Consider the following 14058-nt stretch of genomic DNA (forward strand, 5'->3'; position numbering starts at 1 on the left):
TGCGGGGCGGCACCGTAGACGAGGCGGATGCGGCATTCATCGACGATGCCGAGGACTCGATTGCTCGATTCGAGGCGGGCCAGTGACCCAGCTGATCTCGCGCGGCGATGTGGTCTGGGCGAGCATGGATCCAACCATGGGCCGCGAACAGGCCAAGCACCGACCTTGGCTCGTGTTGTCCGAGCCCGTTCTACACCGCGCCCGCGGACTACTCATAGCAGTGCCACTGGCCCACACCGACCGCGCATGGTCCACCCACGTGAACCTCGATCCCACCGCGCCGACAGCGACCGTGGCGATGTGCGAGCAGGTGAAGTCCATGTCGATAGACCGGGTCACGCGCGTCGACCGCACTCCCTACCCCCAAGCAACGGTCGACCAAGTCCATCAGATTCTGGCACTTCTGACCGGCGGCCGGTAGGCCGGATTCCACAGCCCCAGCCCGGCAGCTGGCCGGGCGGCGATCAGCACGGTCGCGCCCTCCAACCCGATACCCGGAAGGAACCAGTTCCCTGCCACGGATCGAGCCGGCAGATGGCCGCCCACTTGAGGACATCGTTGACGAGATGAAAGGCTCACATTGAGCCGATTCCTGCTCGATACGTCTGTTGCCGCCCTACTGCTCTACGGCCATTCCCCTTCCGCCGCGAAGTGGTTCGACACCGAGACAAAGAAAGATGATTCGGCCATTTTGGCGTCTCGGCTCCTGCGAACCGAGCTGACCCGTGTGTTGCGGCGCGACGGCATTCCCGTGAGAGGCCGTGACGAGATCATCGACCACCTGTACCTGATCCCGCTTACCGAGGCCGTCCTTGCGGAGGCCGAAGCGATCGTCCCCCACATCAAGACCCTCGATGCGATCCACCTGGCGTCCCTGATCCACACCGGGCTCGACGCCATCGTCGTCACCCACGACGCCACCATGAAGCAAGTGGCCGAGCTGATCGGATACGAGACCTTCGACCCCATCGAGACCTGAACCGCAAGGCGCGCCTTCCGATGCCGTGGTCACCAGCCGACTCTGTTCAGACCTGCTCGGCGGGAATCCGGCTTCCCTCACCACCGCCACAGGTCCAGAACCACCCGACTCGGCAACCATCAACTTGGGGACGTGCTCGATAGGATGGGTCCATGTCCCGCACCGCCGAACTGCTTGCCAGGATCAAGGCCGATCCTGGGCTTGAAGAGTTCTGTGTGAGCCAAGGCATCGACTTGCTGGTGCTCTTCGGCTCAACCGTCACCGATCCTGCTACCGCCCGCGACGTGGATCTCGCATACCTGGCCGCCGGCGATGTCTCCCAACTCGACGTAATCAACGCCTTCGACGAACGCTACGGCGACGGCATCGACCTGATGGACTTGCGCCGGGCCAACCCGATCGCGCGCTGGGAAGCACTCGGCCCGGGCAAGATCCTCGCAGAACGGGTACCCGGCACGTTCGCGACACAGCAGATGGCGGCCTACGGCGAATGGAACGACACCCGCGAGTTCCGGGAACTAGCCCTGCAGGTGATGAGCCAATGACCGCGCGAGAACTCTCCCCCGACACCATCACCGCCAAGCTCAACCTGATCACCGACCTCCTAGACGTGCTCGACGGCATCGGCGACATGGGCCTCGAACGCATACAGGGCGACCCGGTACTGCGACTCGCCCTTGAACGCGCGCTGACCCAACTCGTCGAACTCGCCGCATCGGTCAACATCCACATTGCCGCCAGCAAGGGCTCACCCAAAGCAACGGCCACCTACCGCGAGTCCTTCCACGCGGCCGCCCTGGCTGGCTCCATCCCGGAGGAGTTGGCAATCCGACTGGCACCCAGCGCCGGGATGAGGAACCTACTCGTGCACGGCTACGCCGTCATCGACTGGCAACAGGTGGCGGACAGCATCCCCAAATTCCGCGCCGACTACCGCGAATACGTCCGGCAGATCGGGCGTTGGCTGATCAACGCGACCACCAACTGACCTCTGAGCCCTCCCCAACTCAGGGAGGCCAAGAGCACTCGTCCTTTCAAGACAGCAAGCAGCCCGCCTGCTGCGCACTGCTGGTAGCCGTGGAGCCGATCCAGCCCAGAGGCAGCGACTCGGTGGGAGTGACCACCAGTAGTGTCTCGCTGGACTGCCCGAACAGTCCCGGCTGGTCGACAGGTGCGTGCACAGATCTCTCTATGCGTCGACCCGAGCCGATATAGGCCCTGCCTCGACGTATGCAGAGATCTGTGCACGGCCCAAACCGTCAAGCGGACTCTGCCCCCGCGACCAGCTCCCCGACCAGGTGCGGCTTGCCCTCACGGTTGACCACCGCGAAACCCCAACCGTCGCCCCGCGGCTCGGAAACGAACCCGACCTTGCCTGGCAGCAGGATCGGCTTGGCGAACTGGACAGACACCCGGTAGGCCGACGGCAGCCGCCCCCCGAAGGCCGCCAACGCCCGCGCGTGGGTCCACATCCCGTGGATGATGGGGCGCGGGAACCCGAACAGCCTGGCCGTCACCGGCGAAAGGTGGATCGGGTTCGCGTCCCCCGAGACGGCCGCATAGCGTCGCCCCTGGTTGGCGGGCAGCCGCCACAGCTGTGACGGCTCGACCCCGGGAGCGACCAGCCGCTCCGCCTTCACCGGCTCCCCCGCCATCTTCACCCCGCTCGCCAGGTAGTTCGACGACCCCTCCCACACCAGCTCGTCGCCCACGTGGATCTCGCCGCGCATATCGAAGGCCGCCCCCTTGGCATGAGGCTGGAGGTTCTCCGCCCAGACCCGCAGCCGCAACACCTCACCCACCGAAACCGGGCGGTGCAGCGTCATCTGGTTGCTGACGTGCACGAGGCCCGCCAGTGAGAACGGGAAGTCGTCCTCAGCCATCAGCGCCGCCTGCAGCGGGAACGTCAGGACGTGCAGCCAAGTGGGCGCGACCTCGTCGCGCAGCGTGAACCCGCAGACGGCGTCGTAAGCGGCCAACCTGGCGAGGTCCTGGCGCTGATCCAGCAGCAGGTAGCTGCGCTCAGGCAGCGCCGAGACGGTGCCTCCGCGCTTGCGGATCGACCCGGTCAGCCCCTTGAGGAGCAACTTCGATGTGTCGGGCGGTGCAGACAACGAGCGGACGTCGCGACCCATCTCAGGCCCCGATCAGGTTCTGGCCGCAGACCCGCACGACCTGCCCGTCGACCCCACCGGAGGCCGGGCCGCACAGGTACGCGAGTGTCTCGGCGACGTCGACGGGGTTGCCGCCCTGGCTGAGCGAGTTGGTGCGCCGGAAGATCTCCCTCTGGACGAACGGGATCGCCGCGGTCATCTCGGTTTCTATGAACCCGGGGGCCACCGCATTGACGGTGATCGGCCGGTCTGCCAGATCTTCCTTCAGCGCCCAGACGTAGCCCATCACGCCAGCCTTCGAGGCCGCATAGTTGGTCTGCCCCTTGTTGCCCGCCACACCGGATGTCGATGCGATGCCGACGATGCGGGCCTCCTCCCCGAGCCCTCCGGGATGGTCGGCGCTGAGCAGGAAGTCGTTGATCCTCATCTCTGCGGCCAGGTTGACGTCGAGGACCGAGGCCCACGTCTTCTCGTCCAGGTTCGCCAGCATCCGGTCGCGGGTGATCCCGGCGTTGTGGACGATTGCCCAGATTCGCGCATCCTCACCGTGGCGGGAGGCCACGTGGCTGGCGATCCTGGCGCCTGCGTCGGCTGCGGTGATGTCGAGCTGCAGCGCCGAGCCGCCGAGCTCGTTGGCGACCTTGGCTAGCGCGTCCCCCGAGGCCGGGATGTCGACGGCGACCACGGTCGCCCCGTCACGGGCGAAGGTACGCCCGATTGCCGCCCCGATGCCGCGGGCGGCTCCTGTGACGACGACGATCCGGTCGGCAAACGGTTTGGCGCTCAACTCATGGGCGACCTTCGCGGGCCCGACCCGCCACGTCTGCCCATCGACGAACGCCGAGCGACCCTCGAGCAGGAACGACAGCGTCGACGCCAGGTCGGACGGCCCTGTCCCCTCCTTCAGGAACACGAGGTTCGACGTCGCCCCGCCCCTCAGCTCCTTTCCGATGGTGCGGTTGATGCCGTCGATGGCCTGCGCGACGGCCTTGGCCTCAAGCCCCTCGACGGCCGACGCATCGCTGGCCAGGATGACGATCCGGCCCGACGGCTCCAGCGAGCGCATCACCGGGCGAAGCAGGCAGCGGATCCCCTCCAACTCGGTGAGCTCACGCACCCCGGTGGCGTCGACGACGATCGCACCGGGCTTGGCCGGGTAGCGAGGCGGCACCGCACGGCCCTTCTCGTCCTTGACCCGGGCCTCGGGCACGTCCAACACCGGCTGGCCAGGGGTGACCCCGATCAGGGTGAGGGTCTCGCGACCGATGCGTCCCCCTTCGAGTTCGCCGAGCACGATCGGGCCGGTCGGCAACAGCCGGCCACGGCGCAGCTTGGGAGGGTCGGCCAGCCCGACCTTGCGAGCCACGAACTTGCCTGCGGGGGTGGCGTAGATCGTCTCCAGAATGTCCATGTCATGCCTCCAGGATCGCGACGAGGCCCTGGCCGCCGGCCGCACAGATGGAAATCAGGCCGCGGGACCCGGGGCCCTTCTCGGCCAGCAGCTTCGCGAGGGTCGCGACGATGCGGGCGCCGGTCGCGGCGAACGGATGCCCGGTCGCCAGTGACGAACCCGCCACGTTGAGCCTGGCACGGTCGACGGTGCCGACCCCGGCCTGTTCAAGCGACTTGAGGGTGGCGAGCACCGTCGAGGCGAAGGCCTCGTGGAACTCGTAGAAGTCGAAGTCGCCGAGGCTGAGGTTGTTGCGTTCCAGGAGCACCGGGAGCGCTGCAGCCGGGGCGAGCAGCAGGTCGTCTGAGCCGTTGACGTAGTCGGCGGCGGCGACCTGCGCGTCGACCACCTTCGCCAGCACCGGCCAGCCGCGACGCTTCGCCTCCTCCTCTTCCGCCAGCAGCACGACGGCCGCTCCGTCGGTGAGCGCTGTGGAGTTGCCCGCCGTCATCGAGGCGCCTTCGCCCTTGCCGAAGACCGGCCGCAGCCTGCCCAACGCCTCCATGGTGGTGTCGGGGCGCAGGATCGCATCCTTGGCGACCCTCAGGTACGGGGTGACTAGATCGTCGAAGAATCCGTCGTCCCACGCCTTGGCGAGGCTCTGATGCGATGCGAGCGACAGTGCATCCTGCTCCGCCCGGCTGATGCCCCACTTCTTCGTGGTCAGCGCCTGCGACTCCCCCATGCTGAGCCCCGTGCGCGGTTCGATCACCGCTGGCGGCACCGGCGTCAGGTCGCCTGGCCGGATCTTGGCGAGGGCGGCCAGCTTCTCGGGCAGGGAGCGCGCCCGGCTGAGCGCCAGCAGCGCCTTGCGGAGCGGTTCGGTGACGACGATCGGGGCGTCGGAGGCGGAGTCGACACCGCCAGCGATGCCCACCTGGGCCTGCCCCAGCCTGATCTTGTTCGAAACGTAGACGACGGCTTCGAGCCCGGTGCAGCAGGCCTGCTGCAGGTCGCAGGCCGGGCTCAGCGGCGAGAGCGCCGACCCGAGCACCGATTCGCGCGTCAGGTTGAAGTCGCGCGTGTGCTTGAGCACCGCGCCACCGACCACCTCGTCGACCCTCTGCCCGGACAACCCGAAGCGGGCGACAAGGCCGTCGAGGGCGGCAGTCATCAGGTCCTGGGCGGAGGCCGCGGCGTACTTGCCGCCGGCCTTGACGAATGGGGTGCGGTTTCCACCGACCACCACCGCGTTACGTGAACTCATCGTTGATCCTCTCAGACTTATCTGTGAACGAGAGTAGCAGGTACGAGAAGTTTCAGATACTCTCGGTTTCATGAAACTCTCTGACGACGTGGTCGACGGGCGTGCCGCGCGCTGGGAACAGCACAACGCCGAGCGGCGCAACACCCTCGTCGACGACGCGGTGCGCGCCATCCGCAAGCTCGGCCCGGGTGTCGGGATGGACGAGATCGCCGCCCAGGCGAAGACCTCGAAGACCGTGCTCTACCGGCACTTCGGCGACAAGGCGGGCCTGTACCGCGCGGTGGTCGCATCGGTCCACGACTACATCCTGCGCAAGCTCCCGCTCGACGACGCCGAGCGCCTCGGCCCCCGCGAACTGGTCGCGGAGCTTGCCGACGCCTATCTGGCGGTCGTCGAACGAGACCGGAACCTGTACCTGTTCGTGTCGTCGCGTCCCACCGGCGACACCCCCACGGAAGACCCGGTGCTCAGCATCACCACCCGGATCGGCAACGAGGTCGCCGAGGCCTTCCGCGCCTGGCTGCGCGGGGAGGGGCTCGACGAAGAGCCTGCGAACATCTGGGCCCACGGCGCCGTCGGGTTCATCTGGGCGGTCGCCGACCGCTGGATCGTCACCAACCTGAGGCGCCCCCGAGCCGAGGTCGTCGCATACATCGATCAGTTTTTCGCACCCGCATTCGAAGCCCAACACAGGAGTTGAGTCATGACCATCTCACCGACAGGTGAAGCCCTTCGCAAGGCCCTTGACGGGCCGTTCCACGACCTGAAACAGCGCTGGCGCGACGAGGTTCCTGCCGAAAGCATGATCCGCGACACCGCCCTGGGCATGGAAGAGGCGCGGGACTGGACCCTGGATCACCTGATCCCGCTGGCCCGCAGCGGCTTCGCCACCGCCGGGTTCCCGGCGGCGCAGGGTGGCACCGGAAACACGGCCGATTCGGTGGCCAACTTCGAGATGATGGCGATGGGCGACCTGTCGCTGACCATCAAGTCGGGCGTGCAGCACGGCCTGTTCGGCGGCGCGATCGTCAACCTCGGCACCGCCTGGCACCACGAGACATTCCTGCCCGGGGCGATGAGCGTCGAACTGCCCGGTTGCTTCGCCATGACGGAACTGGGGCACGGCTCGGACGTGCAGTCGATCGAGACCTCGATCACGTGGGACCCGGAGACCAGCGAGTTCGTCGTCCATTCGCCGAGCCCGTCGGCCACCAAGGCCTACATCGGAAACGCGGCCCGCGACGGCCGGATGGCGGCCGTGTTCGGCCAGCTCTGGGTAAACGGCGAACATCAGGGGATCCACGTTGCCCTGGTCCCGATCCGCGACGAAACCGGCCACCCGCTGCCAGGCGTCACGACCGGCGACCACGGCCACAAGGGCGGCCTGCTCGGGATCGACAATGGCACCCTCTCCTTCGAACACGTCCGGGTACCCCGGGAGATGCTGCTCGACCGGTTCGGCGGCGTCAACGAGGCAGGCGAGTACGAATCACCTATCAAGTCGAAGAACGCCCGCTTCTTCACCATGCTCGGGACGCTGGTACGCGGCCGGATCTGCGTCGGCGGCGGCGCCTCGTCGGCCACCAGGAAGGCGCTGACCATCTCGGTCAACTATGCGAACCGACGGCGCCAGTTCCGCCAGCCCGGCCTCGGCGAAGAGATCAGGCTGCTCGACTACCTCACCCACCAGCGTCGCCTGCTGCCGAACGTGGCCACGGCCTACGCCTTCGGGTTCGCCCAGAACCAACTCGCGCTGGAACTGCAGAGGGTGACGGACGCCGGGGGCGCGGATGCCCACGCCGCACGGGCGCTCGAGACCTTCGCCGCAGGCATGAAGGCGGCACAGACGCGCTGGGCGAACGACACGATCCAAGAGTGCCGCGAGGCGTGCGGCGGCGCGGGCTACATGTCCGACAACGCCATCACGCTCCTGCGCCAGGACGCCGACATCTTCGCGACGTTCGAGGGCGACAACACCGTGCTGCTGCAACTGGTGGCCAAGGCCCTGCTACTCAACTACAAGACCTCGTGGGGCGAGATGGACATGCGCGGCACTGCGCAGAAGACAGCGCGCCTGATCGGCGGCACCGTGCTGGAACGCACGACTGCACGCTCGCTGATCGACCGGCTGGTGGCCTCGGCCAACCGCAAGCCCGAGTCACAGAAGCTGCGAGCGCGCGGATGGCAGATCCAGATGTTCGAGTTCCGTGAGAGCCATGTCGTCGAGGGTTTGGCGCAGCGGATGAGGGCCGCGAGCAAGGCCGAGGACGGCTTCGAGGCGGTCAACCGCTGCCAGCCGCACATGCTTGAGGCCGCGCGCGCCCACATCGACCGCGTGGTACTCGAGGACTTCGTGGAGGCCATCGACGGCTGCGCGGACGACTACATCAAGGCGCTACTGGTCAAGGTGTGCGACCTCTACGCGCTGTCCACGATCGAGGCTAACCGCGCCTGGTACCTGGAGCACGAGGCGTTCGACCCGCGCCGCAGCAAGTCGATCACGGCCACCGTCGATGAGCTGTGCGGCGAGCTGAGGCCCCGGTCCAAGGAACTGGTCGAGGGCCTGGGCGTCCCCGAGGCCTGGATGCGCCACCCACGCACGGCGGTTCCGCCCCTGGCGGGAGCGGCTGGCTAGGGCGAGGCGTCCCGCTTCGGGGCGACGCGCCTCGCCGGCGACCTTCCACGCACTATGGAGATGTCGGCTGCCGCTAGCTGACGGCCGACTCGGCAGCAGCTGGGGCCTCGGCCGCCGAGTCGTCGGCTGCGGGGGCCTCGGTCGCCGACGCATCGGCCTGGTCGCTGCCGAGCACGGGATCTACCTCTTCGCTCGACTCGGTCTCCTGCTGGGCGGGCTCAGACTGCGTCGACGTGGACTCGTCAGACGACTCTGACTCTTCTGCCGAGGGCTGAGTCGTCGGCTCCTCCGTCGCATCGTCCGTCGCGTCCTCCGTCGGGGTCGTCTCCGTCGGGGCCGTCTCCGTCGAGGCGCTCGGTGATATCGACGGCGTCGCCGAGCCCTCGGGGTGGCTTCCGGTCACGCGTTCCTGGAGTTGACCTGTGCCATTGGACAACGCGGTTCCCGAGATCGCCTGCACGACGAAGATCGCCGCAAATGCGAGGAGGAAGGCGATCAGCGTGGTGGCCACAGCTACCCGGAAACGATGCTTGCGCCGCCCGGCGACATCGCCTTCCTCCCCAGGATCGGCGTCGAACGCACCTTCAGCCTCATCGGCGTCGGACACACCTGACGGTGTGGACGCATCGGTCGTCGCAGAGGCTCCGGTCGACGTATCGCCCTTACCCTCGGCCTTCTTGGCGGCCAACCCACGAAGCTTGTCCTCTCCCGATCGCAGCGGCGTTCTGAGGATCGGCAGTGTGATGCCTGAAATCATGCTGACCATGAAGGCGCTCGCCACGCTCCCGAACGCGCCGAGATACCCACCGGCGACTGCGGCAACCGATGCAACACAGGCACCCGCTAGGACATCCGAGCCTCGGACCCCCCAATCCCTCTTTTCGCGACGCTCCGCCGTTGCTCCGGGCGCACTCGACCCGTCGACTTGTTCAACACTGCCCATCATCACTCTCTCCGCTGGGCCCATGCGGGGGCATCTGCCCCGGCTCCCGGCACCACATGCAAATAGTCTCTCCCCTCCAGATTACGGGCACGTTCCAGCGCAGGGCCCCGGAGGGGAGCCAGTCCACCTGGCTGCTTGCCTTCGATGACCCTTGTGTGGTGTCGACGTGTGCCATAGATTGGGAGCGCTCACACAAGGCGATCACGAGAGGCACGCGAGCCTGGCGACCCGACGCACCGAACCGCCCTGGGCGGGGCAGGAGACGCCTGCGGGCTGTCGTCGGTCGGCGCAAGCGCATTCAGGAGGTCACGCAAGATGTCACAGCCCGATCCCACTCCCCCCCGCCGCGCGACCATCCAGGACGTGGCCGACCGGGCCGGCGTCTCTCGCGGCACGGTCAGCCGGGTCCTGAACCGGTCCCCCAGGGTGAGCCCCGACGCCCGCAAGGCGGTCGAGCAGGCGATCGCCGCGTGCGGCTATCGAGCCAACCCCCACGCCCGCTCACTGGCGTCCGGACGCAACGATGCCGTTGCCGTCCTCCTGACCCAACCCCAGCAGGAGCTGTTCGAGGACCCCACGTTCTCCCTGCTCCTTCAAGGCGTCTCAGACGCCATGACCGGTAGCGACACCGCACTGGTCCTGGTCCTCGCCGGCAACGACGAGGAGCGTCGACGCGCCGTCGGATTCCTGGATTCGCGGCACGTCGACGGCGTGGTCCACCTCAGCCCGCATGCCAACGACCCCATGCTCGGCGCCCTCCTGGAGGCCGACGTTCCGGTGGTCGTGTGCGGGAGCCCCGGGCCGAGGGTCTCATCCAAGTGGCTGCGCACGGTGACGATCGAGGACCGGCGCGGCGGCTACGACGCCACCGCGCACCTCCTGGAGCGTGGGGCGCGCCGGATCGCGATGATCGCCGGCCCGGAAGACGCCACCGGCAGCATCGACCGCATCGCCGGATACCGGGAGGCCCTCGGACGCGCATTCGACCCGGCCATCGTGGCTCATGGGGATTTCGGGCCGCGGTCGGGACGCATCGCGCTCGCTCAACTCCTGGAGCGCGACCCGTCCATCGACGCGGTCTTCTGCGCGTCAGACAGGATGGCCGCCGGAGCCTACGAGACGGCTCACGAACTCGGCCTCCGCATCCCTGAAGACCTCCGCGTCGTAGGCTTCGATGGTCACGCCATAGGGCTCGAGCTCAGCCCGCAGCTCACCACCGTCTTCCAGCCGATCAAGCAGTTGGGGCGCACCGCGATCCAGATGCTGGCCGAATGGACCAACGGCAGTGACCCCGGGCATCGCATATTCCCGACCGAGTTGCTGGTCCGAAGCAGCTCCTGACCGAGGCGTCGAACCGCCCGAGGCGAGGCCGCCTGTCAAAAGACATAAGACTCAGCTACACGCCACCGTTCAAGAACCTCACCAAGAAGGTCTTGCCTGGACTGACACGCACGTGTTAGTGTGTGAGTGCTCCCATGGAGAATCAGAATGCACCTCTCAAAGGAGATAGATGCTTGCAGTGTTGCCGCCTAGACACACGAGATTTCCGCGTGTGAACGATCCCATCAAAGACGTGTCTACGTCCCACCCCCTCACCAAGGCCTGACCTACCGGAGGAGACATGAAACAACCAGCATTCCTACTTCCGAGATTGGGACGACGCTCGTTCCTGCTCGGTTCCCTCGGCGTCACGGCCGCGGCCGCCGTCGGCTGCTCCGGTAGCGTCGACTACACGAAGGTGGTGACCGTCGGCTCGGATCAGTCAGACGACGCGCCGCGCAAGGCGTTCGCCGAAATGATGGCTGGCTTCACCGCCCACGAGACGAAAGTCAACACCGTCGACCACGAGACCTTCAAGGAGGGCATCACCAACTACCTTCAGGGTCGGCCGGACGACGTGTTCACTTGGTTTGCCGGGTACCGGGCGCGCTACTTCGCGGAGAAGGAGCTCGTCTCGGACATCTCCGATGTGTGGGCCAACGTCGAGGGCATGCCCGAATCCATGAAGAACGCCTCCAGCACGACCGACGGTCGCCAGATCTTCATGCCGATGACCTACTACCCATGGGCCGTCTTCTACCGCCCGAGCCTGTTCGCAGAGCGCGGCTACTCCGAGCCGAAGACGTTCGACGAATGGATGGCGCTCAACCAGCAGATGGCCTCCGACGGGCTGATCCCGATGGCATTCGCGGCCAAGGACGGCTGGGAGCCGATGGGCACGTTCGACATGCTGAACCTGCGAATCAACGGCTACGACTACCACATCTCACTCCTCGCCGGGAACGAAGCCTGGGACGGCGACCAGGTGAAGAAGGTGTTCGAGGTTTGGGCCCAGATGCTGCCCTACGCCCAGGAAGCCGCGCTCGGCCGCACGTGGCAGGAAGCGGCTCAGAGCCTGCTGCAGAAGCAGTCCGGGACATTCCTGCTCGGCATGTTCCTCCAGCAGCAGTTCGCCGCCTCTGAAGAGGCCAAGGACGACCTGGACTTCTTCATCTTCCCCGAGATCGATCCCGCCATCGGAGCCGATGTGGTGGAAGCTCCGATCGACGGTTTCATGATGGCCGCCGATCCGCGCAATCTGCAAGGATCCCGCGACCTGATGCTCTACCTCAGCACCCCGGAGGCGGCCGACATCATCGTCGCGGCCGACCCGTCCCGGATCGCGGCGAGCTCACTTGCCGATCAGTCGAACTACAGCGCCCTCCAGAAGAAGGCGGTCAAGGTGATCGAGGAAGCGAAGAACATCTCGCAGTTCCTCGACCGCGACTCGCGACCCGACTTCGCCTCGACCGTCATCGGGCCAGCGCTGCAAGCCTTCATCCGGGACCCCGGCAACATCGATTCGATTCTCGACACCGTCGAGAAGCAGAAGCACTTCCTCTTCACGAGCTGAAAGGAGTTGATCATGACTTCACAAACCACAACTGCTTCAAGGCAGCAGACCTCCGCCATGGACAAGGCGACACCGGTGCTGATGGGGCTCATCCCCACCCTCGTAGTGGTCGGGCTGATCTGGATCCCGGCCCTGTTCACCGTCATACTCTCGTTCACTTCGTGGGATGGCGTTGGCGCCCTCTCCGGGATCGAGTTCATCGGTGGACGCAACTACGTCGAGGCCACGACCGTCTACCCGACGTTCTGGCCGGCCATCGGGCACAACGTGCTGTGGCTCGTCGGGCTATTCGTCGTCTTCACCCCGCTCGGCATGTTCCTGGCGGTCCTTCTGGACAAAGAGATCCGGGGCAGCAGGTTCTACCAGACCTCGTTCTACCTTCCGGTCGTCTTGTCCGCGGCTCTTATCGGGTTCATCTGGCAGCTGATGTACAGCCGCGACCAAGGGTTGCTGAACATGCTTTTCGGCACGCAGATCGACTGGTACGGCGACCCGAACATCAACATCTGGGCCGCGATCGTCGCCACCGGTTGGCGCCACACCGGCTACGTCATGCTGCTTTACCTAGCCGGCCTGAAGGGCATCGATCCCGCCCTGCGCGAGGCTGCGCAGATGGACGGCGCAAACCAATTCAAGACATACGTGCGGATCATCTTCCCGGTCATGCGCCCCATCAACATCATCGTCATGACCATCACCTTCATTGAGGGCCTGCGCGCATTCGACCTGCCCTGGGTGATCAACCGCGGACGAAACGGCCTCGAGTTGATCTCGACTCTCGTCACGTCAAACGTCGCGGGTGAGGCCAGCAGGATCGGCTTCGGATCAGCCTTGGCGACGCTGATGCTGATCCTCAGTTCCATTTTCATCATCTTCCAGCTCCGCGTCGTCATGAAGGGAGAAGACCGGTGAGCACCACCACACCCGACTTCGCAGAACTCGGCAAACTCAAGAAGAGACCGCTCACCCCCGGCCGGGTCGTGCTTCAGGTCTTCCTCCTCGGCATGGCACTCATCTGGCTGTTTCCGATGCTCTGGGCGCTGTTCAACTCGTTCCGCGACTACGGCTTCACCTTGGAGCACGGCTACATCAGCTTCGGAGGATTCACCTTCGACAACTACCTCAACGCATGGGAGCGAGGCGGATTCACGACGAGCTTCCTGAACTCCGCATTCATCACGATCCTCGCGGTCGGCCTAACGCTTCTTCTGAGTTCGAGCGCCGCATTCGTGCTCGCCCGGTTCAGCTTCAAGTTCAACTTCGCGATGTTGGCGATCTTCGTCTCTGCCAACCTCCTACCCCCACAGGCGCTGCTGGTGCCGATCTACCGCATCTTCCGCGCGATCCCTCTGCCCTACTGGATGTCCGACTCCGGTTCGCTGCTCAACTCTCAGTTGGGCGTGGTCATCATCAACATGGCCTTCCAGACGGGGTTCTGCACGTTCGTCCTCAGCAACTACATGAAGACGTTGCCCAAGGCGATCTACGAATCGGCCAGCCTCGACGGCGCGTCGGTCTGGTACCAGTTCTGGGGCATCACGCTGCCGCTGTGCCGCCCTCCGCTGGCCGCCCTTGCGACGTTGCAGGTCGCCTGGATCTACAACGAGTTCTTCTGGGCGACGGTTCTACTCCAATCTGGCGACAAGTTCCCGGTGACGTCGTCGCTGAACAACCTGAAAGGCACGTTCTTCACCGACTACAACCTGCTTTCAGCGGGCTCGATCATTGCGGCGCTGCCGGTGCTGATCGTGTTCTTCGTGCTGCAGAAGCAGTTCGTCGCCGGTCTCACGCTCGGGTCGGTCAAGGACTGACAACTGCTGTTGAACCGCAGGAAGGG

General features: G+C 66.0%; 14 protein-coding genes. 10 read left to right on the top strand and 4 right to left on the bottom strand.

Features of this window, described 5'->3' with window-relative positions:
- The first annotated feature begins 82 nt into the window (after positions 1 to 82).
- The 4 genes from BUC15_RS06755 to hepT all read left to right on the top strand — a co-directional run bounded on the left by BUC15_RS06755 (position 83) and on the right by hepT (position 1967).
- On the top strand, positions 83 to 421 hold the full coding sequence (locus BUC15_RS06755) for a type II toxin-antitoxin system PemK/MazF family toxin (RefSeq protein ID WP_073186774.1): 339 nt from the start codon (positions 83 to 85) through the stop codon (positions 419 to 421).
- Positions 422 to 580: 159 nt separating this feature from the next.
- The gene (locus tag BUC15_RS06760) at positions 581 to 979 is read left to right on the top strand and encodes a PIN domain-containing protein (protein WP_073186775.1); all 399 of its coding nucleotides are present in this window, start codon (positions 581 to 583) and stop codon (positions 977 to 979) included.
- 152 nt (positions 980 to 1131) lie between these two features.
- Positions 1132 to 1524, top strand: coding sequence for a nucleotidyltransferase domain-containing protein (locus BUC15_RS06765; RefSeq protein ID WP_073186776.1), 393 nt, complete (start codon positions 1132 to 1134; stop codon positions 1522 to 1524).
- On the top strand, positions 1521 to 1967 hold the full coding sequence (gene hepT, locus BUC15_RS06770) for a type VII toxin-antitoxin system HepT family RNase toxin (RefSeq protein WP_073186777.1): 447 nt from the start codon (positions 1521 to 1523) through the stop codon (positions 1965 to 1967). The genes BUC15_RS06765 and hepT overlap by 4 nt, the downstream gene beginning before the upstream one ends.
- Before the next feature lie 271 nt (positions 1968 to 2238).
- Here the strand turns inward: hepT and BUC15_RS20735 are convergent, their stop codons facing one another.
- Genes BUC15_RS20735 through BUC15_RS06785 form a run of 3 tightly spaced genes read right to left on the bottom strand, consistent with a single transcriptional unit; the run spans position 2239 to position 5750 of the window.
- Entirely contained in the window at positions 2239 to 3114 is an 876-nt protein-coding gene (locus BUC15_RS20735; protein WP_073186778.1) for a MaoC family dehydratase, read from the bottom strand.
- A 1-nt stretch (position 3115) separates the two neighbouring features.
- A complete protein-coding gene (locus BUC15_RS06780; RefSeq protein ID WP_073186779.1) occupies positions 3116 to 4504 on the bottom strand; it encodes a 3-oxoacyl-ACP reductase in 1389 nt (462 codons plus the stop codon).
- Between the two features lies 1 nt (position 4505).
- Positions 4506 to 5750: an acetyl-CoA C-acetyltransferase gene (locus tag BUC15_RS06785; RefSeq protein ID WP_073186780.1), complete on the bottom strand. Its 1245-nt coding sequence runs from the start codon at positions 5748 to 5750 to the stop codon at positions 4506 to 4508.
- A gap of 70 nt (positions 5751 to 5820) precedes the next feature.
- Here BUC15_RS06785 and BUC15_RS06790 point away from each other — a divergent pair, with 70 nt between their 5' ends.
- Complete coding sequence (locus tag BUC15_RS06790) at positions 5821 to 6450, top strand: TetR/AcrR family transcriptional regulator (RefSeq protein WP_073186781.1); 630 nt, start codon at positions 5821 to 5823, stop codon at positions 6448 to 6450.
- 3 nt (positions 6451 to 6453) lie between these two features.
- Positions 6454 to 8385, top strand: a complete 1932-nt coding sequence (locus tag BUC15_RS06795) for an acyl-CoA dehydrogenase family protein (protein ID WP_073186782.1) — start codon at positions 6454 to 6456, stop codon at positions 8383 to 8385.
- Between the two features lie 73 nt (positions 8386 to 8458).
- Here BUC15_RS06795 and BUC15_RS06800 read toward each other — a convergent pair whose 3' ends face one another.
- Positions 8459 to 9331 carry a hypothetical protein gene (locus tag BUC15_RS06800; protein ID WP_139280128.1) on the bottom strand — a complete coding sequence of 291 codons (873 nt, stop codon included), beginning with the start codon at positions 9329 to 9331 and terminating at the stop codon, positions 8459 to 8461.
- 312 nt (positions 9332 to 9643) lie between these two features.
- On the opposite strand from BUC15_RS06800, the gene BUC15_RS06805 reads away from it, so the two are divergent.
- The 4 genes from BUC15_RS06805 (at position 9644) to BUC15_RS06820 (ending at position 14032) form a co-directional block, all read left to right on the top strand.
- Positions 9644 to 10669: a LacI family DNA-binding transcriptional regulator gene (locus BUC15_RS06805; RefSeq protein ID WP_073186784.1), complete on the top strand. Its 1026-nt coding sequence runs from the start codon at positions 9644 to 9646 to the stop codon at positions 10667 to 10669.
- A 280-nt stretch (positions 10670 to 10949) separates the two neighbouring features.
- Positions 10950 to 12221 carry an ABC transporter substrate-binding protein gene (locus BUC15_RS06810; RefSeq protein WP_073186785.1) on the top strand — a complete coding sequence of 424 codons (1272 nt, stop codon included), beginning with the start codon at positions 10950 to 10952 and terminating at the stop codon, positions 12219 to 12221.
- 12 nt (positions 12222 to 12233) lie between these two features.
- On the top strand, positions 12234 to 13133 hold the full coding sequence (locus tag BUC15_RS06815; protein WP_073186786.1) for a carbohydrate ABC transporter permease: 900 nt from the start codon (positions 12234 to 12236) through the stop codon (positions 13131 to 13133).
- Positions 13130 to 14032: a carbohydrate ABC transporter permease gene (locus tag BUC15_RS06820; RefSeq protein WP_073186787.1), complete on the top strand. Its 903-nt coding sequence runs from the start codon at positions 13130 to 13132 to the stop codon at positions 14030 to 14032. Before BUC15_RS06815 ends, BUC15_RS06820 begins: the two co-directional genes overlap by 4 nt.
- The last annotated feature ends 26 nt before the right edge of the window (positions 14033 to 14058 follow it).

This window comes from Tessaracoccus bendigoensis DSM 12906 (assembly GCF_900141915.1).
Lineage (GTDB): Bacteria > Actinomycetota > Actinomycetes > Propionibacteriales > Propionibacteriaceae > Arachnia > Arachnia bendigoensis.